This window comes from Flavobacterium sp. HNIBRBA15423, from assembly GCF_052655965.1.
Genome location: NZ_CP199751.1, coordinates 4,055,375 through 4,081,213 on the forward strand (window position 1 = coordinate 4,055,375; position 25,839 = coordinate 4,081,213).

At 31.3% G+C, this 25,839-nt stretch carries 28 protein-coding genes and 1 pseudogene; 17 read left to right on the forward strand and 12 right to left on the reverse strand.

Annotated elements, in window-relative coordinates; genetic code table 11:
- Positions 1–24 precede the first annotated feature (24 nt).
- The 8 genes from ACULEV_RS18070 to ACULEV_RS18105 form a co-directional block, all read right to left on the reverse strand.
- Positions 25–357: a hypothetical protein gene (locus tag ACULEV_RS18070; protein ID WP_445456449.1), complete on the reverse strand. Its 333-nt coding sequence runs from the start codon at positions 355–357 to the stop codon at positions 25–27.
- Between the two features lie 22 nt (positions 358–379).
- Complete coding sequence (locus ACULEV_RS18075) at positions 380–637, reverse strand: hypothetical protein (RefSeq protein ID WP_445456450.1); 258 nt, start codon at positions 635–637, stop codon at positions 380–382.
- Positions 638–814: 177 nt separating this feature from the next.
- The gene (locus ACULEV_RS18080) at positions 815–1,918 is read right to left on the reverse strand and encodes a hypothetical protein (RefSeq protein WP_445456451.1); all 1,104 of its coding nucleotides are present in this window, start codon (positions 1,916–1,918) and stop codon (positions 815–817) included.
- Positions 1,919–2,060: 142 nt separating this feature from the next.
- Positions 2,061–2,954 (reverse strand): TolB family protein, encoded by an 894-nt coding sequence (locus tag ACULEV_RS18085; protein ID WP_445456452.1) that lies wholly within the window; start codon positions 2,952–2,954, stop codon positions 2,061–2,063.
- Between the two features lie 118 nt (positions 2,955–3,072).
- On the reverse strand, positions 3,073–3,834 hold the full coding sequence (locus ACULEV_RS18090; protein ID WP_445456453.1) for a tyrosine-type recombinase/integrase: 762 nt from the start codon (positions 3,832–3,834) through the stop codon (positions 3,073–3,075).
- Positions 3,835–3,960: 126 nt separating this feature from the next.
- Positions 3,961–4,269 carry a YdhR family protein gene (locus ACULEV_RS18095; RefSeq protein ID WP_445456454.1) on the reverse strand — a complete coding sequence of 103 codons (309 nt, stop codon included), beginning with the start codon at positions 4,267–4,269 and terminating at the stop codon, positions 3,961–3,963.
- A 141-nt stretch (positions 4,270–4,410) separates the two neighbouring features.
- Positions 4,411–5,157, reverse strand: a complete 747-nt coding sequence (locus tag ACULEV_RS18100; protein WP_445456455.1) for an SDR family NAD(P)-dependent oxidoreductase — start codon at positions 5,155–5,157, stop codon at positions 4,411–4,413.
- Between the two features lie 64 nt (positions 5,158–5,221).
- Positions 5,222–5,788: a TetR/AcrR family transcriptional regulator gene (locus ACULEV_RS18105; protein ID WP_445456456.1), complete on the reverse strand. Its 567-nt coding sequence runs from the start codon at positions 5,786–5,788 to the stop codon at positions 5,222–5,224.
- Positions 5,789–6,157: 369 nt separating this feature from the next.
- Between ACULEV_RS18105 and ACULEV_RS18110 the strand changes: the two genes are divergently transcribed.
- The 16 genes from ACULEV_RS18110 to ACULEV_RS18185 all read left to right on the forward strand — a co-directional run bounded on the left by ACULEV_RS18110 (position 6,158) and on the right by ACULEV_RS18185 (position 18,558).
- Positions 6,158–6,853: an NUDIX hydrolase gene (locus ACULEV_RS18110; RefSeq protein ID WP_445456457.1), complete on the forward strand. Its 696-nt coding sequence runs from the start codon at positions 6,158–6,160 to the stop codon at positions 6,851–6,853.
- A gap of 73 nt (positions 6,854–6,926) precedes the next feature.
- On the forward strand, positions 6,927–7,757 hold the full coding sequence (gene prs / locus ACULEV_RS18115) for a ribose-phosphate diphosphokinase (protein WP_445456458.1): 831 nt from the start codon (positions 6,927–6,929) through the stop codon (positions 7,755–7,757).
- A 272-nt stretch (positions 7,758–8,029) separates the two neighbouring features.
- Positions 8,030–8,851, forward strand: coding sequence for a TIGR02452 family protein (locus ACULEV_RS18120; RefSeq protein ID WP_445456459.1), 822 nt, complete (start codon positions 8,030–8,032; stop codon positions 8,849–8,851).
- A 17-nt stretch (positions 8,852–8,868) separates the two neighbouring features.
- The gene (locus ACULEV_RS18125; protein ID WP_445456460.1) at positions 8,869–9,843 is read left to right on the forward strand and encodes an ADP-ribosylglycohydrolase family protein; all 975 of its coding nucleotides are present in this window, start codon (positions 8,869–8,871) and stop codon (positions 9,841–9,843) included.
- A complete protein-coding gene (locus ACULEV_RS18130; protein ID WP_445456461.1) occupies positions 9,827–10,369 on the forward strand; it encodes an NADAR family protein in 543 nt (180 codons plus the stop codon). The genes ACULEV_RS18125 and ACULEV_RS18130 overlap by 17 nt, the downstream gene beginning before the upstream one ends.
- Positions 10,350–10,913 (forward strand): 2OG-Fe(II) oxygenase, encoded by a 564-nt coding sequence (locus ACULEV_RS18135; RefSeq protein WP_445456462.1) that lies wholly within the window; start codon positions 10,350–10,352, stop codon positions 10,911–10,913. The genes ACULEV_RS18130 and ACULEV_RS18135 overlap by 20 nt, the downstream gene beginning before the upstream one ends.
- Entirely contained in the window at positions 10,910–11,326 is a 417-nt protein-coding gene (locus tag ACULEV_RS18140) for an ADP-ribosylation/crystallin J1 (protein ID WP_445456463.1), read from the forward strand. The genes ACULEV_RS18135 and ACULEV_RS18140 overlap by 4 nt, the downstream gene beginning before the upstream one ends.
- A gap of 115 nt (positions 11,327–11,441) precedes the next feature.
- On the forward strand, positions 11,442–12,131 hold the full coding sequence (locus tag ACULEV_RS18145; protein WP_445456464.1) for a Sir2 family NAD-dependent protein deacetylase: 690 nt from the start codon (positions 11,442–11,444) through the stop codon (positions 12,129–12,131).
- Between the two features lie 117 nt (positions 12,132–12,248).
- Positions 12,249–12,752 (forward strand): O-acetyl-ADP-ribose deacetylase, encoded by a 504-nt coding sequence (locus ACULEV_RS18150; protein ID WP_445456465.1) that lies wholly within the window; start codon positions 12,249–12,251, stop codon positions 12,750–12,752.
- Between the two features lie 59 nt (positions 12,753–12,811).
- Entirely contained in the window at positions 12,812–13,348 is a 537-nt protein-coding gene (locus ACULEV_RS18155; RefSeq protein ID WP_445456466.1) for an RNA 2'-phosphotransferase, read from the forward strand.
- A 4-nt stretch (positions 13,349–13,352) separates the two neighbouring features.
- On the forward strand, positions 13,353–13,955 hold the full coding sequence (locus tag ACULEV_RS18160) for a macro domain-containing protein (RefSeq protein WP_445456467.1): 603 nt from the start codon (positions 13,353–13,355) through the stop codon (positions 13,953–13,955).
- A gap of 1 nt (position 13,956) precedes the next feature.
- Positions 13,957–14,691: a metallophosphoesterase family protein gene (locus ACULEV_RS18165; RefSeq protein WP_445456468.1), complete on the forward strand. Its 735-nt coding sequence runs from the start codon at positions 13,957–13,959 to the stop codon at positions 14,689–14,691.
- A gap of 127 nt (positions 14,692–14,818) precedes the next feature.
- On the forward strand, positions 14,819–15,154 hold the full coding sequence (locus tag ACULEV_RS18170) for a hypothetical protein (RefSeq protein WP_445456469.1): 336 nt from the start codon (positions 14,819–14,821) through the stop codon (positions 15,152–15,154).
- 2 nt (positions 15,155–15,156) lie between these two features.
- On the forward strand, positions 15,157–16,026 hold the full coding sequence (locus tag ACULEV_RS18175; protein WP_445456470.1) for a hypothetical protein: 870 nt from the start codon (positions 15,157–15,159) through the stop codon (positions 16,024–16,026).
- Positions 16,027–17,097: an adenylosuccinate synthetase gene (locus ACULEV_RS18180; RefSeq protein ID WP_445456471.1), complete on the forward strand. Its 1,071-nt coding sequence runs from the start codon at positions 16,027–16,029 to the stop codon at positions 17,095–17,097.
- Positions 17,098–17,109: 12 nt separating this feature from the next.
- Positions 17,110–18,558 carry a nicotinate phosphoribosyltransferase gene (locus ACULEV_RS18185; protein WP_445456472.1) on the forward strand — a complete coding sequence of 483 codons (1,449 nt, stop codon included), beginning with the start codon at positions 17,110–17,112 and terminating at the stop codon, positions 18,556–18,558.
- Positions 18,559–18,694: 136 nt separating this feature from the next.
- Here ACULEV_RS18185 and ACULEV_RS18190 read toward each other — a convergent pair.
- The 3 genes and pseudogenes from ACULEV_RS18190 to aceB all read right to left on the reverse strand — a co-directional run bounded on the left by ACULEV_RS18190 (position 18,695) and on the right by aceB (position 22,666).
- Positions 18,695–19,585: pseudogene (locus ACULEV_RS18190) on the reverse strand (IS982 family transposase).
- A gap of 169 nt (positions 19,586–19,754) precedes the next feature.
- Positions 19,755–21,041 carry an isocitrate lyase gene (gene aceA / locus ACULEV_RS18195; RefSeq protein ID WP_445456473.1) on the reverse strand — a complete coding sequence of 429 codons (1,287 nt, stop codon included), beginning with the start codon at positions 21,039–21,041 and terminating at the stop codon, positions 19,755–19,757.
- 23 nt (positions 21,042–21,064) lie between these two features.
- The gene (aceB, locus tag ACULEV_RS18200) at positions 21,065–22,666 is read right to left on the reverse strand and encodes a malate synthase A (RefSeq protein WP_445456474.1); all 1,602 of its coding nucleotides are present in this window, start codon (positions 22,664–22,666) and stop codon (positions 21,065–21,067) included.
- Between the two features lie 121 nt (positions 22,667–22,787).
- Here aceB and ACULEV_RS18205 point away from each other — a divergent pair, with 121 nt between their 5' ends.
- Positions 22,788–24,269, forward strand: a complete 1,482-nt coding sequence (locus ACULEV_RS18205; protein WP_445456475.1) for a helix-turn-helix domain-containing protein — start codon at positions 22,788–22,790, stop codon at positions 24,267–24,269.
- Positions 24,270–24,273: 4 nt separating this feature from the next.
- Here the strand turns inward: ACULEV_RS18205 and ACULEV_RS18210 are convergent, their stop codons facing one another.
- Entirely contained in the window at positions 24,274–25,629 is a 1,356-nt protein-coding gene (locus ACULEV_RS18210; protein WP_445456476.1) for a hydroxymethylglutaryl-CoA synthase family protein, read from the reverse strand.
- Between the last annotated feature and the right edge of the window lie 210 nt (positions 25,630–25,839).

A 25,839-nucleotide genomic window follows, 5' to 3' on the forward strand; every position in this document is an offset into this window, starting at 1 on the left:
TTATACATTGTTGTAAGCAGTTTTTTATTGCCCATAAATCATTGCTAAAATGAACGGAATTGTTATTAAAACTGATATTATTGCTGGTTTTATCCAACTTCTTTTTCTGTGTTCAAAATCTTTTCCAATAAATTTATTCCAAAAATATTCTGTCAAAATTCCACCTCCAGCAATATTAAAAATCAAAGCGATATTTCCGCCAATATTCATTAAATTCACAACAACTAAAGTTACAATTGTATATAAAATTCCAAAAATCAAAACTTGAATTCGACCAGTTTGATTTTCTGTTTGCTTCATATTATACATCAACAAAATAGCTCCGAATATGGTTGAAAAAAGTCCAGAAAAAACCATAATTACTTTTTTTGAATGTAATTCAGGTACGTTTGGGTCGTCCGTAATATTGCTTTTCTTTTTTTACAAATTTCTTTTGAGCTATTTGTTTCTTTTCCTTTTCAATTTTGATTTCATTCTCTACGGTTTCTATTTCAGATGTTTTTCCGTTACGTTCTTTCAAAATATGAATTGAAGCAGAAATAGCTTGTTCATTATAACTCTTTTTATTTTCTAAAATATATTCTAATTCCGAATCAGTTTTATTTTGGAATTTTTCGATAAATTTATTTTCGTTCATTTTGTAACTTGAAGTATGTTTTTCGGTTTTTGATCAAATTGCTTACAACGGTCTAGTATAAGCGTAGTGCGGGCTTTAAATGTACTAACTTTCGGTTTAGCCGTATGTTTGTTAATGTTCAATTCGTTTATATTTAGCACTTTAGCCCGGATTACGCTTATACAATGTTGGCAACCGTTATTTTTTTGATTCAATTTCTAATTGCTCTCGAATATAGTCGTTAAGTTCTGTTTTATTTATTCCAAGGTGTTCTTCAATCGCATTGTAATAGTCTTCATCGGTTTTGCCACTTGACATAAATTCTTTGAGAAGTTTCCAACCACCTGTTTCAAATATTTTCTTGGCTATTAGTCCGCCCAAAACATAATGATAAGAAGTTTCGCCATCCAAGTTTGTTAGCTTGAGCATATTGTTTAGGTCTATTTCAGGGTGTTTCTGTACATAGAAGTTTGTTCGTTTTATATGCCAATCCAAACTTTTTCCTCGACTTCCGCCTAATAATGTTGCTATTCCTTCAGAAACCCAAAAATGCTTGTTTGGAAAGTGTTCGTCTATTTGAACGTGGAAAACTTCGTGTGCATAATATTCTCCCAAACCGCCACAATAAACTTTATCGTCTGTTGCTTTGCCACTTGGCTTTGACTGTCCGCCCATTCCTATGTAATAATCAAGTCCTTTTAGTTTTTGGATTTCATCATAGTCGTCAGCGAGATAATACTCAAATGGTTTCAGTTGAACACCAAAATTCTCACAAGTCTCGTTAATAAAATCATTAAGCTTTTGAGCCTTTTGGTAGTCGAACTTATGGTATGCTGGATAATAAAAGTCCACAACACCAACCGTTGTGCAATTCCAAGTTTGTTTATTTACAGTCAAAGCATTGAACAATTTAAACGTTTCGTTTTCCTTTTTCGCGATATAGTTTGCTATTGCTAAAACATATGGACTTCCATCTTCTTTACAATAGGAAAACTGGACTTTAATTTGGCAGATGTCATTTTTGAATTTTATGCTCAAAACGTGAATTGGAAATCCCATATAAAGTGAAGGCTGAAATTCGCTTTCCAAGAAGTCATAGTTTTTATGTTTCTGTTGTTCTTCAATATTCCAAAATGGATTTTTTGCTTTGTTTTGGGGATTTGAAGCCAAGTAGTTTTCAAAAAGCATCATTACTTCTTTAGTTTCTACATTTGTTGAATCAACAACGTGGTTATATGTCACTTTTTGTCCAAAAGCACTAATGCTGAAAAAAAGAAGAATTATGATTTGATGTTGTTTCATTCTAATGGTTGCCAACGTTGTTGTGTATGATTAGTTGCGTGTTTTAATCACTAAAGTTAGCAAATAAAACACAGATAGAAAGCCCGCGAGGACTTTCGTGAATTGGCTAAAACCAAGCAATTAATTATACACGGTGTTGGCATTAGTTATTGTTTATTTCAGATTCTATATTCACCCATTTTACTTTCCAATCTTTTTCTAAATGCCCTCCAGTCGTGTAAAAAAGAAACTTATCATTGGGTGTTATATATGGATTCCCTTGTCCCTTATTATTAATTTTATCATTCAGTTTTTTTGTATTTATCCATCCACCTTTTCCATCATTATAGCTAATCATTAAGTCGAGTTCGTTTCCAATTGAAGCAAAAATTAAATAGTCTTCATTTGGGGAAACATATGGTGTGCATTTTCCAGCTTTGGAATTCATCGAAATTGTAGTTTTTTCTGCGTTTTCAAATTTACCATTCACTTTTTTTGAATGATAAATATCCATTTCGCTATAATCTAAATTGCTTGAGTGAAAATATAAAGTTCCAGAATTAGTAATTGTAGGATGAGAAACTAATTTGTCTCTTAAGTTCGGGATATCAACAAAAATAGGTTCTTTCCATTCTCCATTAATTTTGTCAGATTTCCAAATATGCCAAGTTTCAAAAACACCTTGAATATTTGTCGGTCTTGTTGAACTAAAATAGATAGAATTTCCATCAGGTGAAAAACTCATTCCGTGTTCGTTATATTTACTGTTGAAAAATGCTTTCTTTGGTTCAGACCAATTTCCGTTTTTATTTTTTATTACGAAAACATCAAATTTTTCAAAGCTATTATCTGAAATAGTATAATAATATTCTTTTAAGTTAGGGCTAAACATTCCCTTATGAATAAGTTTATTTTCAGGAACTAAATTTTGCTTGAATTCAAAAGGTGTATTATTCGGAATTTCGTCAGCTAAAAAATTCATTTTGGTATTATCGTTTTCATTTTTACAACTCAAAAAGACAATTGTAAATAGTAAGATGATTTTGAGTTTGTTCATTTCTCTAATTAATGCATAACTTGTTTATATGTATGATTGCGTCATACATATCTCTCTATTTTTCGGTAGATATGTATGATAAACATCATACATTATTTCATTTGTAAATATATAAAAATTAGTACAATTCATCAAATGGACTTTTAATTTGTTGTATGCTTTTTGTACTTACATGCGTGTATATTTCAGTTGTTTTACTGCTATTATGACCTAATAATTCTTGAATATAACGTAAATCTGTTCCACTTTCTAGTAAATGTGTGGCATAACTGTGTCGCAACCAGTGTAAGGTTACGGGTTTAGTAATTTTTGTTTTTTGTAAGGCTTGTTTTAGAATATTTTGCAGACTTTGTTCAGAATATTGTTCTCCTTTACTTTGCCCTTCAAATAACCAAGTTTTTGGTTTATATTCTATATAATAATTCCGTAACATTTCTAATATTTTTGGAGATAATGGAGTAATTCTATCTTTTTTGCCTTTTGATTGTCTAATTATTACAATATTTCTTTTAGAATCAATATCGTTTGGTCTTAAATTCAATAATTCACTTCTTCTCAAACCACAGCTGTAAATCATGGAAAGCATTACTTTATGTTTTAAATTAGTATGTGCAGAAAGAATTTGTTTTACTTCCTCCTTACTCAAAACAGTAGGTAAAACTTTTTCTTGTTGTGGACGATGAATTTTATCAATGACAAGAATTTCATTGTGAATGGTTTTGAAATATAATTTTATAGCATTCACAATTTGGTTTTGATAAGAGGAAGAAAGTCTGTTTTTTAGAATGTATTCAATAGTATATACAATAACATCATCGTTTGTGATTTCAAAAACAGATTTATGATTGAAAAACGCCAAAAACGATTTTATATTTGACATGCTAGGGAATGAAATAAATTGGTATTTATAAACAAAAGAGCTGACGTTCCATGATGTACGTCAGCCCTCATTTTATAAAATCAATAGTAGCAGATGCTTTTGTCGATATAATAAAAGTTCAATTTCTTATTTTAAGCCACGGGTAATTAATGAAGCATTTTGATTTACTTCGTAGTCAACCGAATTGACATTCATGACGAATGGCCGGCTTACAACTGCTTTTACTAGGTCAGAGTGCATAAAGTTTTCCATTGCTGTTTTATTTTCCCATAAATAAAAACCGCCAAAAGTATTTTTTTCTTTGTCTGCCAGCCAAACTTTTGAAATAAGACCTTTTACTTCTGCTAAGATTGGTGCATCTGGTTCTACCATTTGCTTAAGAAATTCCTCTTGTGAAATATCCTTTAATTGGTAAGTGATTATTTGTGCCTGCATTATGTTGATTTTTAAATTAATAATTATGTAAAAGATGTAAAATTATTCTATAGTCTAAAAAAATAGAATATAGATTATAAACAATAGCTGTTAAGCGTGTACCCAAAACGCTATTACTTTTCTAGAATGGTATGGGGCTTTTTAATTTCTTCCTGCCATCACACCACCATCTGTATCCCAAATAGCACCTGTGACCCAGGATGCTTTTTCCGAAAGCAGAAATAGAATGCTATTGGCAACATCTGTAGGCGTGCCATTTTTTCCAATTGGATGAAAATCATTAAAGCCTTCTAATGCTTTTTCAGCCTCATCTTTACCTCCAAATACTCCGTGATAAACAGGTGTGTTTACTACGGCCGGAGATACTGCATTTACTCGGATATTATCATCTGCCAGCTCCATAGCCAAATGCTGGGTTAAAGAATGTAAACCGGCTTTTTGCATGGAATAGGCAGAGGATGGTGTTGCTTTTACAGCTTGTTTCGCCCACATAGAGCCCACATTCACTATTGATCCTCCATTGGTAGTTTTCATTTTTTTAGCTGCACTTTGCGTAATAAAAAAGAAGCCTCTGTTTAGATCTAAATACGAATTGTAATCCTCTAATGTGTGTTCAAGGAATGGTTTTGGTCCAAAGATTCCTGAGGCGTTAACTAAATAATCTAAATAATCTAAAGATTCAATTTTTGAGATTAAGCCTTTAACCTCCTCCATGTCAGAAATATTTACCGAATGCTTAATCAGATTAGGAGCATCAGCTATTTTGTCAACGTTTCTGCCTACAATATGCACCGTTGCCCCACCATCTAATAAGGCATTTGTCGTTGCATTTCCAATTCCGCTTGTGCCTCCAATTACCAGGGCTACTTTTTTTTCAAATTCTTTCATTCTTTTATTTATACAAAAATTAATAATAAGACAGACAAGTCTGTCTTTTACTGGGCAATTTTTTTTATTTTATGATTTGCGAACATAAATTCTTTGTTTCCTTAATAGGCCAATCCTGTTGATGCAAGTGACTTTCGCTAACAGCACTTTCATAAAGGAGGTAAATTTGTCTGGCAAGAGAGTTTATTTTTTCTTCTTCTTCAATGTTTTCAAGATTGTTCGTAATAAGTGTTGCAATTAAATAAATAAAAAGATTTTTTTGCTTTTGTATTTCATTTCTAATTATTTCATTATCATTGGGTATTTCAGAAACTGTTTTAATACACCAGCACCCATTAAAATCCTTATCCTTAAAAAAAAGCTGAAGAAAATCGAAAATGGCCAATATTTGAGGCTTTCCTTTTTCCTTTGAATTACAGAATGCTTCTATATCTTTTAAAAATGTAGTGTTTTTAAACTTAAGATAGGCAAGACATATATCTTCTTTTGATTTAAAATGATTGTAGAGCGTAGCCTTGGCTATACCCGATTCCGAAATGATTTCGTTTATTCCTGTTGAATTATATCCGTTCTTATAAAATAAGAATGAAGCGGTTTCAATGATTTTATTTTTTATTTCAGAATGTTTCACATGACAAATGTAAAACAAATTTTCGAAAAAACAGACAAGTCGGTCTATTTTTTTAAATTACCACTAACAGTCTTAAGAAAAGATTTGGATTTTGCTGGAATCAAATATAGAAAGTATGGTTTTAAAAATAGAGTCTTTCGAATTTTTAGTCATTTCAAGACGAGACAATCTGTATAGCTATTTTAGGACGGGTCAAGTGTGAGTCAATCAAATATTTATAACATATATATAGCGTATATATAGCGTCTTTATAACGTATTTAATAGGAAGTATTAGTAATTGAAAAGTATAGTGAAAAGCAAAACAAAGCATTTAATACATACAGTAAAACCAAAAAAAACTATCTTTGCGTAGTATATACACGTTTTTATGTCTGCAAATCATCAAAATATAAGAATAGCGGTTGATGCTGTTGTTTTTGGTTACCAAAAATCCAAACTATATGTTTTATTAATCCAACAAAAATTTGGAAGTCAAAATACCTATTGGGCGCTGCCTGGTGGTTTAGTGCAAGAGGATGAAGCACTAATAGAAGCTGTGAAACGCGAATTAAAAGAAGAAACAAACGTTTCAGTAAATTATTTAGAGCAATTATACACTTTTGGTGATGATATTACAAGAGATCCAAGAAATAGAGTTATTTCTGTTGCTTATTTCGCTTTGGTAGATCCTTCCAAACTTACCCTAATTGCCGATACGGATGCAGAGCATGTATCCTGGATAGAAATCGATAAAATTCCTAATTTAGCTTTCGACCATAATGAGATTATTCAAATGGGTATTCAAAGATTAAAAAATAAAGTAACCTATCAACCTGTTGGTTTTGATTTGTTACCCAATAAATTTCTTTTTTCCCAATTAGAAAATTTATATACAACCATCATTGGTAAAGAAATTGACCGAAGAAATTTTAGAAAAAAAATGATGAGTTTTGGGTTTATTATCGAAACTGAAGAATATGCTACAAAAAAAACAGGCCGTCCTGCCAAGCTCTATACCTTCAATACAGCTGAATACAAGCGTCTTGAAAAAGAGGGAATTCACTTCGAAATTAAGTTAGTGTAAAAAAAACACAAAATATTATTTTGTCAATAAAAAATTAAATCATATATTTGTGTAAAATAAACACAAAATAGTTATGATACTTAATTTAGATACTCACTTTACACCTCTAGGAACTCAAAACACTATTGAATTTCAAAGTTTTATATTCTCAGGAGGAGAGCCACATATAAAAATTACTACCAATTTTGATACTACGCAAACTGTGTGCGTTACACATCGATTAAATTCTTTCAATGATTTAGGCTTATTTTCTTTAGCTATAGATGCTTTAAGAAGAATGGGTGTAAAAAACATAAATGCTTTTATTCCATACTTTCCCGCAGCAAGACAAGATCGTGTAATGATTCCTGGTGAGCCATTATCAGTTAAAGTATATGCAGATATTATTAATGGTCTTCATCTGGATAAAATTCAAGTATTTGACCCACACTCAGAAGTAACACCAGCCTTGCTGAACAACTGCGAAGTAGTAACTAATTACGATTTCATACAAAAAGTGATTAAAAATATTGGAAGTGAAGTGTTGTTAATTTCACCAGATGGAGGAGCTTTAAAGAAAATCTACAAAGTATCAGAATATTTAGGAGGAATAGAAGTAATAGAATGCAGCAAAAGTAGAGACGTCAAAACAGGAAAATTGTCAGGATTTAAAGTCTATTCAGAAGATTTACAAGGTAAAGACTGTTTAATTGTAGATGACATTTGCGATGGAGGAGGCACATTCATTGGCTTAGCCGAAGAACTAAAAAAGAAAAATGCAGGTAACTTATACTTAGCAATAAGTCACGGTATTTTCAACAAAGGATTTGAAAGTTTAAGCGTATTTAAAAAGATATTCACTACTAACTCCTTTAAAGATATTGAGAATGAGAAAGTAGAAGTGATTCCATTAAAAATAAAATAACAGTTCGTTAAACATTAGTTCGAGTGTTTTTTGTGGAATGAAATGGAACAAAAAATGTATCGAGAATAAGTATTGATAATCAAAAAAACAGATTTAATTTTAAAAAAGCAGAGAATTAGATTATTTCACACGTCAGTTCGAGTGTTTTTTGTGGAATGAAATGGAACAAAAAATGTATCGAGAACCTAATCTAATAAATTCCAAACTCATTTAAAAAATTAAGCTAAAAACGGAATACTAAAAAATTAAGCTAAAAACGGAATACTAAAAAAATGAATAAAAATAGTAGGCTAGCAATAGCACAAAGCACAGTACAAATAATTGATGACGGATTTTATTATGTAAATAATGAGAAAAAAGATGTCAATTTTCAAATAAAAAACAATATTGAAAAAACGTTTACTATAGCACTAGAAGAATGGAGTGCAATAATGAGTAAGCCAATAATTGAAAATAAGGAATCAGCAGAAATAGTAGTTAAAAATTGTTCTACTATGGAGGCAATGTTTTATGAAAATAATACCACAATAGCTATTCTAAATTTTGCATCAGCAAAAAATCCAGGAGGAGGTTTTTTAGGAGGTGCATCTGCACAAGAAGAAAGTTTGGCAAGATCATCAAGTTTGTATGCCTCGCTAACTAAAGACAAAACCATGTATGAATATAATAAAAACCAGCGTTCTTTTTTATATTCCGATTATATGATTTATAGTCCAGCCACTTTATTTTGGTTTAATGATGAAGGTCATACACTAACAAATGAGATTGTAGTAGACGTTATAACTTCACCTGCGCCTAATAAAGGAGCTATGTTACAACAGAACAGAACAGAGGAAATAGCACAAATTGAAGAAGTTTTTATTAAAAGAATTGAACATGTTTTACACATTGCAAATCAACAAAAGATAGAAACACTAATTCTTGGAGCTTGGGGATGTGGAGTATTTAGAAACGAACCAAAAGAAGTAGCAACTTTATTTAGGAAAGTAATAGAAGAAAAATATGCAAAAGCATTTAAAAAAATCGTATTTGCTATTCGAGATTCTTCAGAAAAGAAGCAAGTGTTGAAAGCTTTTGAAGAAATAGTTTCATAAAGTAACTGAATAAAAAAATGAAAACAAACAAGATATATAGCGCATTATTTGGAGTAGCGGTTGGAGATGCATTAGGCGTTCCTGTAGAATTTCAAGACAGAGAACTATTAGCTAGATTTCCAGTAACCAATATGCGAGAAAATGGTTCACATGCACAACCAAGAGGAACATGGAGCGATGACAGTTCGCTAACCTTTTGTCTGGCTGAAAGTTTGTGCAAAGGATATAATGTAAATGACATTGCAAATAATTTCGTGCTTTGGAGACAAGAACAACTTTGGACACCACATGGACGTGTTTTCGATATAGGAATTGCTACAAACTTTGCCATTCATTCCATCGAAAATGGAACAAATCCATTACTTGCTGGCGGAACATCTGAAAGAGATAACGGTAATGGTTCGTTAATGCGAATTCTTCCATTGTTATTCTATGTAAAAAATTTTAGTATCACCAAAAGATTTGATACGGTTAAAGAAGTTTCATCAATAACACACGCTCATATAAGATCTGTAATAGCTTGTTTTATTTACATAGAATATGCTTTATTACTTTTAGAAGGGAAAAATAAAGGGGAAGCTTTTGGAGAAATGAAAGAAAAAGTAAATGATTTTCTAACAAATAATCCTATTTGTTCACAAGCGGAAGTAGACAAATTTCATAGAATATTAGAAAATCAAGTTGAAGGCTATGAAGTAGTCAAATTAGCTGAATTAGAAGAAAAAGAAATAAGTTCAAGTGGTTATGTTTTAAGTAGCCTCGAAGCCAGTCTATGGTGTGTATTAAATTCCACTAGTTATGAAGAAACAGTGTTAAAAGCAGTAAATCTAGGAGGCGACACCGATACAACAGCAGCCATCGCAGGAGGATTAGCAGGATTACTATATGGTTATGAAAGTATTCCAGAAGAATGGATTAATGTATTAGCTAGAAAAAACGACATCACAAAACTATGTGATAAATTAAGTGAGAAATATGAAATATACAATTGAAAATATAAATACAGAAAATAAATTCCTATTCTTTTGGGGTCACCAACCTTCAAAAGACGGAACAATCACAAAAACTTGTTTCAGTCAATGGTGGAAAAGTAGTTTTACAGTTGAAGGAATAGAATATAAAACTGCTGAACATTGGATGATGGCAAAGAAAGCTTTGCTGTTTGATGATAAGGAACAATATGAGAATATTTTGGCTAATGAAAGTCCTGCAATGGCTAAAAAATACGGAAGAGCAGTTAAGAATTTTGATGATGTATTGTGGAAGGAGAATTGCTATCAGCTTGTAGTTGAAGGTAATATTCATAAGTTTAGTCAAAATAAAAATCTGAAAGAATTTTTATTAAACACTGATAATCAAATTATTGTTGAAGCAAGTCCATTTGATAAAATTTGGGGAATTGGTACACGATCACATATTGAAGATCCAAAACAATGGAAAGGATTAAATTTGTTAGGTTTTGCTTTAATGGAAGTTAGAGACGAATTAAGAAAGAACAATGAAAAAAATCATTTATAACAAAGACATATTTGTAATAGAAAACTTCCTATCCAAAGAAGAATGTAATACTTTAATAGAGAAAAGTGAACAAATAGGCTATGAAGAAGCAAAAGTACAAACGGGAACAAATACCCAATCGATGTTAAAAAGTGTGAGGGATAATGATAGGATTTTATACAAAGATGAAGTACTAGCAACTGAACTATACAAAAGAGCAGAACCTTTATTATCCAATGAAATTGGGAATTATGATAGAATAGGATTAAACGAACTATTCCGTTTTTACAAATACAGTCCTGGACAACGATTTAAAATGCATAGAGATGGAAGTTTTAAAAGAAATGAAAGAGAAAAAAGCTTTTTTACATTCCTAATTTATCTTAATGAAGAATTTGAAGGAGGTGAAACCGAATTTGAAGATTTGTTTACAATCCAACCTAAAACAGGTGATCTATTGGTCTTTTATCATTCCTATAAACATGAAGGAAAGAAAATAGAAAGTGGTTACAAATACGCATTACGAAGTGATGTAATGTATAGAATGAAAGAAGAAGTAAAATGAAAACAACAAAACTATACCGTCCAGTAGGATTAAAAGAAATGGAACTCATTACAGAAAGTGATTTCAAATCTTTTCCACCCAGACTAGATTGGCAAACCATATTTTATCCAGTAATGAACCAAGAATATGCGGAACAAATAGCAAAAGAATGGAACACACCCGATGAATTTTCAGGTTATTGTGGTATTGTAACTGCTTTCGATGTCAATAGTGATTATTTACAGCAATTTGAAATTCAAAATGTAGGCGATAAAAACCATAACGAACTATGGATTCCCTCAGAAGAATTAGAAGTGTTTAATAAGAATATCGTAGGAGAAATAAAAATAGTAAAAGTGTTTTATGGAGAAAAGTACCAAAATTCTCAAAATGAAACTTTGAAGGAAAGATTAAAAGAAATAGATTCTCTTTAATAAGTTAGTTCGTCAGTTCAAGTGTTTTTTGCGTAACGAAGTGGAGTAAAAAATGTATCGAGAACCGTTTATAAATAAGAAAGAAAGTATAAAGGGTGGATTAAAAAGAAATAAAATGAAAAAAATAGCAATATTAACCGGAGCAGGAATAAGTGCAGAAAGTGGTATTCAAACTTTCAGAGATGCAGATGGATTATGGCACAACCACAAAGTAGAAGATGTCGCTTCACCAGAAGGGTGGAGAAAAAACAGAGAAGTAGTATTAGAATTCTATAACGAAAGAAGACGAAAACTAAAAGAAGTAGAACCCAATAAAGCCCATCATTTAGTAAAACAATTAGAAGAACATTTCGAAGTACATATCATTACACAAAACATAGACGATTTGCACGAAAGAGCAGGTTCAAACAACATAATACACTTACACGGAGAATTAAACAAAATGTGTTCCTCGCTTAATAGAAAATTAGTATACGAATGTTTTGAAGATATAAAAATAGGAGATAAAGCAGAAGATAATTCCCAGTTAAGACCCGATATTGTTTGGTTTGGGGAAGATGTGCCTTTATATCCTGTCGCTATCGAAATAGTAAAACAAGCCGATATTTTTATGGTAATTGGAACCTCTTTGCAAGTCTATCCAGCAGCCAACTTGTTAAGCTTTATTAAAAACGACGCACAGCTAATCATCATTAATCCTGAACATGACGGAGGAAATTATGGAGGAAGAGCCATCTATGTAAAAGAAAAAGCAACAACAGGAATGCAAAAAGTATTTGACGTATTAGTAAAAGAAGCGAAATAGTGAAAGCGATTTTAAAAACTCCAACGGAGTTTAATATTTATAATTTAAACATAATAAGATAAAAAAAGCTCCAGCGGAGCGGAATATTTATAGATTCCATCGGAGCGACATGTATATATGAAAATAATACTAACACAAGACGACATAACAAAAATAAGCGCTGACGCAATCGTAAACGCAGCTAACACTTCTTTGCTTGGTGGTGGTGGAGTTGATGGAGCCATACATAGAACAGGAGGGAAAGCCATTTTGGAAGAATGTATTGCTATCAGAAACAAGCAAGGAGGTTGTAATGTTGGTGAAGCAGTTATCACAACAGCAGGAAATTTACCTTCTCAATATGTCATTCATACAGTTGGTCCAGTTTGGAATGGAGATAAAGAAGAAAAAAAACAGTTGTTGGCTAATTGTTATAAAAACAGTTTAAAAATAGCAGAGCAATACCAATTAAAATCAATCGCTTTTCCAAATATTAGTACAGGAATTTATCACTTTCCTAAAAAGGAAGCTGCAAAAATTGCCATTGAAACCGTTAAGCAATATCCAGTTGAAAACATACTAGAAATAACCTTTGTATGTTTTGATGAAGAAAATTACAAGTTGTACGAACAACTTTTATAAACTCCAGCGGAGTTTAATATATATAATAAGAGAACTAGCTCCAGCGGAGCGATATGTTTATGATAGAAACCAAAAATATAAGCAAATTCCTTAGTTTAGTACTAAGGCATGCACCAGAAACCATAGCATTAACCCTAGACGAAAATGGATGGGCAAATGTAGACGAGCTACTTACACAATGTAATAAGTTTCATAAGAAATTAGATAATACGCTACTCGATTACGTAGTCGAAAACAATGATAAAAAGAGATTTGCTTTCAATGAAGATAAAACTAAAATAAGAGCCAGTCAAGGGCATTCCATTTCGGTCGAATTAGAATTAAAAGAAGTTGAACCATTACATTTTCTATATCATGGAACAGTAGATAAATTTATGGAATCCATTCGTAAAGAAGGCTTACAAAAAATGAGCCGACAACACGTACATTTAAGTCAAGACAGAGAAACAGCCATAAAAGTAGGAAGTAGAAGAGGAAAACCCATAATTTTGAGTATTAATGCACCAAAAATGCACAAAGATGGTCTCAAATTTTACATATCAGAAAACGGAGTTTGGCTTACTGATAAAATACCAGTAGAATATATTGAATTTTAAAAACATGTTACAAGTTAAATTAGTATACAGAGAAGAGGAATTAGGCACAGCTTGGAAAGAAGATTTCAAAAACTGTCCAAATGTTGAGGTAATCAATCAAGATATTTTAGAGGTCGAATGCGATGCCATAGTAAGTCCAGCAAATTCCTTCGGATTTATGGATGGAGGTTTGGATTTGCATCTTTCTGAAAAACTAGGTTGGCATTTACAAAAAGAATTACAAGCACAAATTGCTCAGTTAGACGAAAGAGAATTACTAATTGGAAAATCTATTACTTTGGCTACAGGAAATGAGAGAATTCCATTTCTAATTTCAGCACCAACTATGCGTGTGCCAATGAGTTTCAATATTGCAACATCTGTCAATGCTTATTTAGCGATGAAAGCCATATTAATTGCTTGCAAAAATAATGAAGCCATCAAAACGGTCGCTATTCCAGGGTTAGCAACAGGTTGTGGAAGAATGCCATTTCATATTGCATCGAATCAAATGTTTTTGGCTTATGATGAAATAATAAACGGAAATTATAAAGACTATCAAACCTTTGGAGATACACAAAAATATCAGTTTCGTTTAAATGAAAATGGATTAATTTGGGATTATTAAAATGAAACAAAAAAGAACACTCGTTTTCGGAGACATACACGGAGGATTAAAAGCTTTAGAACAATTATTTGAAAGAGCAAAAATCACTATTGATGATACCTTAATTTTCTTAGGAGATTATGTAGATGGTTGGAGTGAATCAGCAGAAACGATTCAATTTTTAATTGAAGTAGCAGAAAAACAAGAATGTATTTTCATCAAAGGGAATCATGATCTGTGGTGTGGAAGATGGCTAGAGTTGGGAGCTTCAAATCCAGTTTGGGAAGAACATGGTGGGAAATTAACTAAAGCTAGTTATTTGAAAACAGGTTATGTAATTAACGAAGACCACAAAATCTTTTTTCAACAATTGAAAAACTATCATATAGACGAGAATAATAATCTATTTCTTCATGCAGGATTTACTTCCATTCATGGAGTGGGAAAAGAAGAATACGAATCTAATTATTATTTCGATAGAACTTTGTGGGAAACAGTTTTAATAATGGATAAGACAATACAAATTGATTCTATTTTATATCCAAAAAGATTGAAACATTATAATGAGATTTATATTGGACATACTCCAACGACAAATTATGGAGAAGAATTTCCAATGAACAAAGCAAACGTTTGGAATATAGATACTGGAGCAGCTTTCATGGGAAAACTAACTTGTTTAGATATAGAAACAAAAGAATTTTGGCAAAGTGATGTCGTACAAACTTTATATCCAAACGAAAGAGGAAGAAATTAGAAGAAGATAAGAAAATCATTATTTATGATGATTTGAAGAAGCCTTTACGAACGTATCTTTGAGGTAGAATAACTGATAAATAATAATAAGAAAATAGAAACATTCTAAAACTATAAAAACTAAAAATATGAGTGACGATTTAAAACCAAGATTCGTTGATGCTTTACGAAGAAACAACGACCAAATAAGAGAAGATAGAGCCAAAGCCATTGCAGAAGACTCAGAACTAATCTATAAAAGACGCATTGAAGACATCGAATTAAAAATAAAACGATTAGAAAGAGAACAAGAAAGCTGTATCGACATTAGTCCGTTAGACAAAAATAGCCTAACCTTTGCCGATTTCAATCCAGATACTTTTGTACAAAGAGATATCGAATTGTCTTTGAGTATTAGAAACCTAAAAATCCAATTTGAAATAGCAAAAACAAGATACGAATACTTATTCGGTAAAACATATTAATCATGGGAGGAACAAAATATAATTTTAGTGCACGTCTTAGTAAAGCAGCAAAAGAAGGATATGCTTCAAAAGCCGCTAATGAAATTTTCACACAGAATAGATTAAGAAAGGCACATGAGTCAATGAATCCTAATGGAGTAACCTTTAGAGAAGCTAGAGATTCTGAAGCAAATCCTAATTCATACCCAATCATCTTAGGATTAGACGTAACAGGAAGTATGGGGCATATTCCACACGAATTAGTAAAAGAAGGTTTACCAAAACTAATGGGAGGAATTATAGATGGAGGTGTTCCAGATCCAGCACTTCTTTTTCTAGGAATTGGTGATCATGAATGCGATGGTTATCCGTTGCAAGTAGGACAATTCGAATCGGGTGATGAAGAATTAGACATGTGGTTAACCAGAACCTATATCGAATCGGGTGGTGGAGGAAATGCAGGAGAGAGTTATTTATTAGCATGGTATTTTGCAGCGTTTCATACTAAAATCGACGCTTTCGAAAAAAGAAACCAAAAAGGATTGTTATTCACCATTGGAGATGAACCTAATTTGAAAGTGTTGCCAGCTTCTGCTATCAAAGAAATTATGGGAAGCGGAGAACAAACGTATAGTGATTTAGAATTATTGGCTGAAGCCAAAAAACGATACGAAGTCTACCACATAAGTGTATTACATTCTACAAGAGCACAAACAGCAGAAATTGGTTGGAAAGAAGTGCTAGGAGAAAATTGCATTTCGGTGGAAGACTATAAAACCATTCCAGATGTTATTAAAACCATCATTTGTGAAAAATACAAGTCAAAATCAGGGTTAACAGGAGATTCAAGCACCTCTGAAACAACAGGATTTGATCATATTGATATGTTATAAATGAAAAAAGCAAAAATTGTTATAGGTTTAGGATTTGGCGATGAAGGAAAAGGTATCACAACCGATTTTCTTTGTAGCCAAAATCCCGAAGCTATAGTAATCCGTTTTTCAGGTGGCCAACAAGCAGCTCACACAGTAATCTTAAACGGAAAAAAGCACGTGCATTCTAGTTTTGCAAGTGGAGCTTTGCGAGGATTACCCTCTTATTTTAGCGAACATTGTACGATTCATCCATCACTTTTATACAATGAATTTCTTGAATTAAAAGAAAAAGAAGGAAACACCACTTTATACATTCATCCATTAGCAAAAATAACTACACCATTTGATGTTTGGCAAAATAGAAATAATTCCAAGAACTTAGTACATGGTTCATGTGGAAAAGGAATTGGAGCCACCATGAAAAGAAACGAAGGGCCGTATAAATTATTTGCCATAGATTTAGTTGGACCACAAAATCTTCTAATTGAAAAACTGAAAAACATAGGATTTTATTATGGTGTTTCCAATACTATTGAATTACAAAATGAAGTAGCATACTTCTTAGAATGCATTGAAAGAATAGATTGGAAAATTGCCAATTACAATGCATTAAAAAACTATGAAACCCTTATCTTTGAAGGTAGTCAAGGCGTTTTGTTGGATATGGATCATGGTGTATTTCCAAATGTGACTTATGCGAATACAACTTCAAAAAACGCAATAGAAATTTGTAAAAAGTTAGACATTCAAGATGTAGAACTATTTTATGTTTCTAGATGTTACATCACAAGACATGGAAGTGGTTGGATGCCAAATGAAAAAGAAATGCAATTGGTAAACAATGAAGAAGAAACTTGTATATATAATGAATTTCAAAAAGAACTTCGATTTGGAGAATTAGACGAAGAGTTGTTACTTCATGCAATGCAAATTGACCAAATATATTCAAAAGCAACAAAATGCAATTTAGTAATAACCTGTTTGGATCAATACAAACAAGAAGTTAATTTTGATAAATTAAAGACTAAATTTGACACAATTTATGGTTCTTATTCACCAGAATCTAAATTTTTTAAAGCAATAAAGTAAAACATAATTATTATGAACCCATTACTATTAACCGACGGTTACAAAGTAGATCACAGAAGACAATACCCAAACGGAACAACCTTAGTATATTCCAACTGGACACCAAGAAAATCAAGAATAGAAGGAATTGATGAGGTAGTTTTCTTTGGCTTACAATATTTCATTAAAAAATATATTCTAGAAGATTTTCAAGCACATTTCTTTGGTAAACCAAAAGAAGAAGTAGCTAAAAAATACGCTCGGAGAATTAATAATTATTTAGGAGAAAACCAAGTTGGAATACAACATATTGAAGACTTACACGATTTAGGCTATATTCCTATGGCGTTTAAAGCATTACCAGAAGGAGTTTCTGTACCTATTCGTACACCAATGTTCACCATGTACAATACAAAATCAGAATTCTTTTGGTTAACCAATTATTTTGAAACCTTACTTTCAGCAGTAGTTTGGATGCCATGCAATTCGGCTACCATTGCGAAACAATATCGAAAAGTATTAGATAAGTATGCTCATGAAACCTCCTCAATTACAGAATTTGTGGATTGGCAAGCACATGATTTCTCTATGAGAGGAATGGCAGGAATTGAAGCAGCCGTAATTTCAGCAGCGGGTCACTTATTGAGTTTCACAGGAACAGATACTATTCCAGCAATTGATTTCTTAGAAGAATATTATAACGCAAATTCCGATGCAACATTAATAGGTGGTTCCGTAGCAGCAACTGAACATTCTGTAATGTGTATGGGAACAACAGAAGGAGAATATGATACTTTCAAAAGATTAATTTGCGAAGTTTATCCAAAAGGAATTGTATCTATCGTTTCTGATACTTGGGATTTATGGAAAGTATTAACCGATTATTTACCAAGATTAAAAGATGAAATTGTAAGCAGAGAAGGAAAAGTAGTCGTTAGACCAGATAGTGGTGATCCAATCCATATTTTATGCGGAAATCCAAACGGAAAAACCGAGCAAGAACGAAAAGGAGTGGTAGAGCTGCTTTGGGATACTTTTGGAGGAACTACTAATGCAAAAGGCTACAAAGAGTTGGTCCCACAAATTGGAGCGATTTACGGAGATAGTATCACGATTGATAGAGCTACCCAAATTTGTGAAGAATTAAAGAAAAAAGGATTTGCATCTACCAATGTCGTTCTAGGAATTGGTTCGTTTACGTATCAATATAATACGCGTGACACCTTTGGATTTGCTATGAAAGCAACTTATGGAGAAGTAAATGGAGAAGGAAGAGCTATTTTTAAAGACCCAATTACAGATGACGGAACCAAAAAATCAGCCAAAGGCTTAATGAAAATCGATTTAGTAGATGGAAATTACACCTTAACAGATAATGTTTCTTGGAACGAAGAGCAACAAGGCGAAATGAAAGAAGTCTTCAGAGATGGAAAACTTTTAATTGACCATGCTTTAGAAGATATTCGCAAGAGAGTGAGGTAATATTTATAAATATACATATCACATTGTCATTTTGACAAAAGGAAAAACCCCACTAGAATTTTAAATTTTAGTGGGATTTTTTTGTAATTAAATCGTTAAATTTTGGTATTATATTGTTTGCTTAATTTATAGCCCGTTAGGTGTAATTAAATTGTTTGATTTTTATATGGTTCATTGGTCTATCAAAAATGAATTTATTGATATATTGAACCAATGCTAATGCTGTTATTTTTACTAAAATTCTTGTTTTAAAACCTTCAAAAGTTTTAGCATAATTGTTTCTAATTCTAAACGGATCAAATAATTGCGAAAATAATGTTTCAATTCTTTTCTTGATTTCCTAAATATATAAGGTTTTGCTTATAATCTTTTTGATTAGTCCTTTTTGGGGTTTCTAATTTAATATTTACCGTTTGAAACAAATCTAATTGAATGCTTTGAGACAAGTAATCTCTATATCCAAGCAACACACAATCAGACATTTGTTGTTTTATGTTTTTTAAAAAATGAACATCGTGAACTTCTGCTTTTGTAATATCTAATGAGTGAAAAACTCCAGTTATAGAATAAATTCCATGCAATTTATATCCATAAAACAATTATTTTGAGAAGCACAAAACCCTTTTGAAAGAGTAGTTTCAAACTCATTTTTGCAGATTTTAATTCTCCTATGACGAGCAAATTTGCAAACCTCCAACGGTATACTGTCCACGATGGAATAATCTTCAAATTCTAAAAATCGAGATGCCAATTTTGTTTTTACTTCTTCTAAAAATAAAAACAATTTTCGTCTTCTTTTATTGAACTGACTTCATTCAATTAAATTGGAAATTTGTTCACTATTTATCTCTTTAAACAGGGAGTTTTCATTATCAACAGACATAAATTCAGCCATCAAACTCAATGCAACTACTTCTAAATCAGATATTTTTTGTTTTCTTCAAACATCTGATCTATTCTCTAATTTACAATTCAAAGAACTTATAACTTCTAAAACTCTAAAATAATTTTTCACTATATTTGACATAGATATTGGCTTGTTGGGCGATTTCAAGATTTTGAATTTCAGTATCTTGACCAATATCTAGTCAATTTTTTTACTGCAAATAATTACACCCAACGGGTATTTTTTATAAAAAAAATGCCTTGAGAAATTCCCAAGGCATTTTTGTCAAACCAAATTGTCTAAAAATAAATTAAAACTGCGCTACTTCAGTAGAATCCTTCATTGCTGTTGTTGAAGATCTATTGTTAGTAACGGTATTTTGAACCGCATCAAAGTAGGTTGTTCCTACAAATCCTTGGTGTTTTACAGCTTTGAAACCGTCTTTTTGTAAAGCAAATTCTCTTTCTTGTAATTCTGAGTAACCAGCCATACCTCTTTCTTTGTATGCTTTTGATAATTCAAACATACTTGTATTTAAAGCATGGAACCCAGCTAGAGTAATAAATTGGAATTTATAACCCATTGCTGCTAAGTCTTCTCTAAACGTTTCCATTTCTGCAACGCTTAATTTAGCAGCCCAATTGAAAGATGGCGAACAATTGTAAGCCAACATTTTTCCTGGATATTTTGCATGAATAGCATCTGCAAATTGCTTAGCGTATTTTAAATCTGGATTACTTGTTTCCATCCAAATTAAATCTGCATAAGGAGCATAACTCAATCCTCTGTCAATTCCTTGCTCAATCCCAGATTTCACATAAAAAAATCCTTCGCTTGTTTTTTCACCAGTTATGAACTTTGCATCTCTTGGATCAATATCACTTGTTAATAAATTAGCTGCATCTGCATCTGTGCGAGCTACAATTAAAGTGGGTGTTCCCATTACATCAGTTGCTAAACGTGCTGCCACTAATTTATTAATCGCTTCTTGAGTTGGAACCAATACTTTTCCACCTAAGTGACCACATTTTTTTGCTGAACTTAATTGATCCTCAAAATGCACACCAGCAGCACCAGCTTCAATCATCGATTTCATTAATTCGAAAGCATTTAAATTACCTCCAAAACCAGCTTCTGCATCGGCAACAATTGGTACTAAATAATCTTTTTTATCTTTTTCTGCTGTTTGATTCACCACCTGAATTTGGTCGGCTCTCAGTAAAGCATTATTAATTCTTTTTACCACAAGAGGCACACTATTAGCAGGATACAACGATTGATCTGGATACATTTCTCCAGCTACATTAGCATCTGCAGCTACTTGCCAACCGCTTAGATAAATTGCCTCTAAACCTGCTTCTACTTCTTGAATTGCTTGATTTCCTGTTAAAGCACCTAATCCAGCAACAAAATCTTGGCTATTTAGTTTTCTCCACAGTTTTTCAGCACCCATTTTTGCAATACTATGTTCTACTTTATAGGAGCCTTGTAGTTTAACAACTTCTTCTGCTGTGTAAGGACGTTCTATACCTTTCCATCTTTCGTTTGTTAACCAATCAGTTACTAATTCCTGGATTCTTGTTTCTTGTGTTTTCATTTTATTTATAATATAGGGTTGTGTTAAATGTATTTATATCCTGTAAGCGTTAAAAAATCGATGAAATTATAGTTGACTACTAAAATATCTAAAAGTTGTTCGGCCAATCTATAATTATATTTTTCATGATTCTCATCTCCTACTTGATTTCTAATTTTTTCATATTCTTCCATCGCAATTTTGTCGTAATATTTTTCAGTTAATGCTTTCCCATTGTCTAGAACTACTGTATTTCGTAACCATTGCCATAATTGTGAGCGAGAAATTTCTGCTGTTGCTGCATCTTCCATTAAATGATTTAAAGCTGCTGCACCTTGACCATTTAACCATGAAGCAATGTATAAAACAGAAATGTTAATGTTTTTTCTAACACCTTGTTCAGTAATTGTACCAGTTGGTACTTCTAACAAATCAGCTTCTATAATAGTTAATTCATTTCTTTTTACGTGGATTTGATTTTTCGTTGGCATGTTTTCATCAAAAACCCTCATAGCTACTTCAACTAAATCTGGATGAGCAACCCAAGTGCCATCATGACCATTTTTGACTTCACGTTCTTTATCTGCCTTCACTTTATTAAAAGCAATTTCATTAGCATCTTCATCATTCTTAATAGGAATTTGTGCTGCCATTCCACCAATTGCATGAATATTTCTTTTATGACATCTTTGGATAACCAATTCTGAATAAGCTTTCATGAATGGACTTGTCATCGTAACCTGATCTCTATCTGGCACAATAAACTTATCATTATTTCTAAACTTTTTGATATAGGAAAAAATATAATCCCAACGACCACAATTCAATCCAACAATATGATTCCTCAATTCATAAATAATCTCATCTAACTGAAAACTTGCCGTTATGGTTTCTACAAGAACTGTTGCTTTTAAAGTGCCTTTCTTAATATCTAAATATTCTTCAGTAAATTCAAAAATATCATTCCACCATCTTGCTTCTAAATAATGTTCTAATTTTGGCAAATAGAAATAAGGAGCCGTGTTATTTTCTGCTAAAGTTTTATGATTATGAAACACATACAAACCAAAATCTACTAATGAACCTGAAGTTTCTTCTTTATTTATTAGAATATGTTTTTCATTTAAATGAATTCCTCTGGGTCTAACCATCAAAACGGCTGTTTCATCATTTAGCTTATATTCCTTATTTTTCTTTTCATCAAATAAGTAAATCGTTTTTTCAACTGCATCTTTTAAATTTTGTTGCCCATTCATTAAATTACTCCAAGTAGGTGAAGTACTATCTTCAAAATCTGCCATAAATGTTTTGGCACCAGAATTTAAAGCATTAATGACCATTTTTCTGTCAACTGGACCTGTAATTTCTACCCTTCTGTCTAGTAAATCCTCAGGAGTTGTTCCTGCAAACCAATCTTTTTCTCGAATGTCTTTTGTCTCTTTTGGAAAACTAGGTAATTCTCCTTCATCAAATTTTTGCTGTTGTTCATTTCTTTTTTCAAGTAATTCAATTCTCTTATCATTAAACCTATCATGCAACTCAGTTAAGAAAAGAATAGCACTTTCAGTTAAAATAGCAGGAAATTTCTCATTTATTCCTTTGGTTAATTCGAATGTTTTTGCAGTTGTTTCTAATTGATTTTCCATGACTTAATATTTTTGTTCGTACAATATTATAAAAAAGTTTTTTACAAAACAAGCGAACGTACGCTAAAATGTAAAAAAATTATTTTTTTGTTATTTTAAATATTAGCGTATCTTTGATATTATGAATTTGGAAAGAGATTATATTAAATTGATATTTGGGCTGAAACTTAGGCAGGCTCGAACAAACAAGAATTTATCATTATTTGGTTTAGCAAAAATTACAGGTTTGTCAAAATCGTATTTAAACGAAATTGAAAAAGGGAAAAAATATCCAAAAACAGATAAAATCATACTATTATCTGAAAAATTAGAGATTCCTTATGACAACATGGTCTCTTTAAAGCTCGATAATAATCTTGCTCCTATTGGTGAAATTTTAAATTCTGGAATCTTAAAAGAAATCCCTTTAGATATTTTTGGCATTGAAGAAAGTGATTTAATTGATATTATTGCCAATGCTCCAGCAAAAGTAAATGCTTTTATTAGTACTATTATTGAAATTGCTCAACACTATAATTTATCTAGAGAAAGTTTTTTTTTAGCTGCTTTGCGCTCTTATCAAGAAGCTCAAAATAATTACTTTGAAGATTTAGAGCAAAAAGTACTCGATTTTGCAAAAGCCTTTCATATTGATTTAGATGCTGAAATTTCCTTAGAGGAATTAAAATCGATTTTAATAGAAGAGTATAATTACAAAATAGAAGAATTACTTTTTAATGAACAAAAGGAATTAGGCGATTTGCGTTCAATTTTTGTTGCAAAAAGCAAAACCTTATTAATTTCTACCGATGTTGATAATTCTCAGAAAGCATTCATTTTTGCTAAAGAAATTGCCTATAATTATTTAAAAATCGAAGAACGACTATACACGTTTAGTTGGATAAAATTTGAAAATTTTGATCAAGTATTAAATAATTTTTATGCTTCTTATTTTGCTGGTGCTTTGTTATTACCAAGAAAGAAGATGATCGAAAAACTAGACATATTTATTGCCAAAGAAAACCCAAAACCACAAGAATTTGTTCAATTGATTACTGACTTTAAGGTTTCTCCAGAGTCTTTTTACCAAAGACTAACCAATCTTTTACCAAAAGACTATCAGTTAAAAAATCTTTTTTTCTTACGTATGTCGCATAAAATAGGAAGTGATAATTATAAGATTAAGAAAGAATTACATATCACAAATCAGCAAGAACCACATGCTAATGAAATGAACGAACATTATTGCAGAAGATGGGTTTCGGTTCGAACTATGGTTGAATCTTTAAAACAAAAAAAAGAACATTTTTTTGATGCTCAAATTTCGTGTTATGAAAATAGTAAAAACGAATATTTAGTATTCTCATCAGCAACACCAGATCCTTTTAAGAAAAATCATATTAGAAGCATTTCTGTTGGGATTTTAATTACACCAACTTTAAAAAAGAAATTTAAATTTATTGATAATGAATCAATTGTAAAACAAGTGGTTGGTGTTACTTGTGAAACTTGTGCGGTTAAAGATTGTTTAGAAAGAGCTGCAGCTCCTGTACAATTGGAACAAAAAATTCGTAATGAAAATACGGATTTAATTGTAAATAAATACATGGAGAAATATAGTTAGAAAGTTAATCTATCCATTTATAATAACGAGCACCTATCAAATTTGGGTTTTCTTTTTCAATATAATCGATAATCCATTCGTTTTTTGGAGTTCTTATACTAGTTTTTTGTTCTTTTTTATGTAACTTTTCATAAGTTTCAAAATCAATTTCGTGATTTTGTTCTAAGGTTTCAAAAAGATGGATTTTACTTAAAGCTTCTTTCCATTGCGATTGAATTGTACCTTCAAAAACTTTAGACTTGGAACCACTTCCATAAGCCAAGAAACCAAATTTTTCTCCTTTAATTTCATTATTAATATTATAAAAATGAGATAAAGTAGATAGTAATCCCATAAAAATAGAACCTGTGTAAAGGTTACCAATAATTGATGAAGCAATTTCTGCTGGTTGTAATTTTTCCGAAACAAATTTTTGATATGCTTCAGATTTACTCACTTCTTTTAATTTATTTTGGTAATCCAAAGAATTAGAATCAACTATTATTTCTTTCGAATCCAAAGCATAAATTTCAGACAGCATTCTTCTTCCCTGAAACGAATATGGCAAATGCATAATAATACTTGACCAGCTAAAATATATGGTGTCTTCAGTGTTTTTTAGTTTTTTAAACGAAAAATAAGCTTCCTTTGTTCGATCCATATAACATTGGTTAGAATATTGACCATCAAAAACAGGTTGATCTTTATGAATTTCAATTTCTGCTTCTAAATTATTGAACCAATTCTCATTAAATACATTTCCTGTAATTGTTTCTTTTGAAAGATTTCGATATGGTTTAAAAAAGTCAAAAACTCCTTTTGTACTAGTTGCCCAATGATTTTCAAAAGCAATAATTCTAGGATTTGAACTTACTAACATTGCTACAGCACCAGCACCTTGTGTGTATTCACCAGCAGAATTTAAGTCATATTTGGCAATATCAGTAGTAACAACTATTGCTTTTTTATCGGGATTTAATCGAACAAAATCAATACAATTTTGCAAAGCATCTACACCACCAATGCAGGCAAATGTAAAATCCACAACATCACATTCTGAAAGAGAATTAAAACCAAATTTTTGTTCCATTAATGAACTTAAAAACGAAGCAATTGGTTTTGAACTATCAATTGCACTTTCAGTTCCTACATAAATTCTGGAAATATCACTTAAATTGATGTTTTGTTCTACTATTAATTTCGTCAAAGCATTGGCTCCAAAAACAACGGTATCTTGATGAATATCAGACAATGTCATTTTTAATAAGCCTAGTCCTTTTTCTAATTTTTCAGGCTCAATATTTCTGGCAATTGCCAACTTCTTTATAGGCAAATATAATTTTGCAATATCAAATGCGATGGCATCGATTCCTGTTTTCATATTCATTTTTTTAAGCCCATAAATTTACAATTCTAGTCAAAAAAAACTCTTGTTTAAAACAAGAAAAAACAAGTAAAATTCATTTTTATTAAATTATAAATAAAAGATTAGTTCCGTTTTATAATTCACAATAAATTGTTATATAATCACAGAATAATTTTAGAATAATCAATCTGCATTTTTAACATTATTAAACAATAATTATTAACA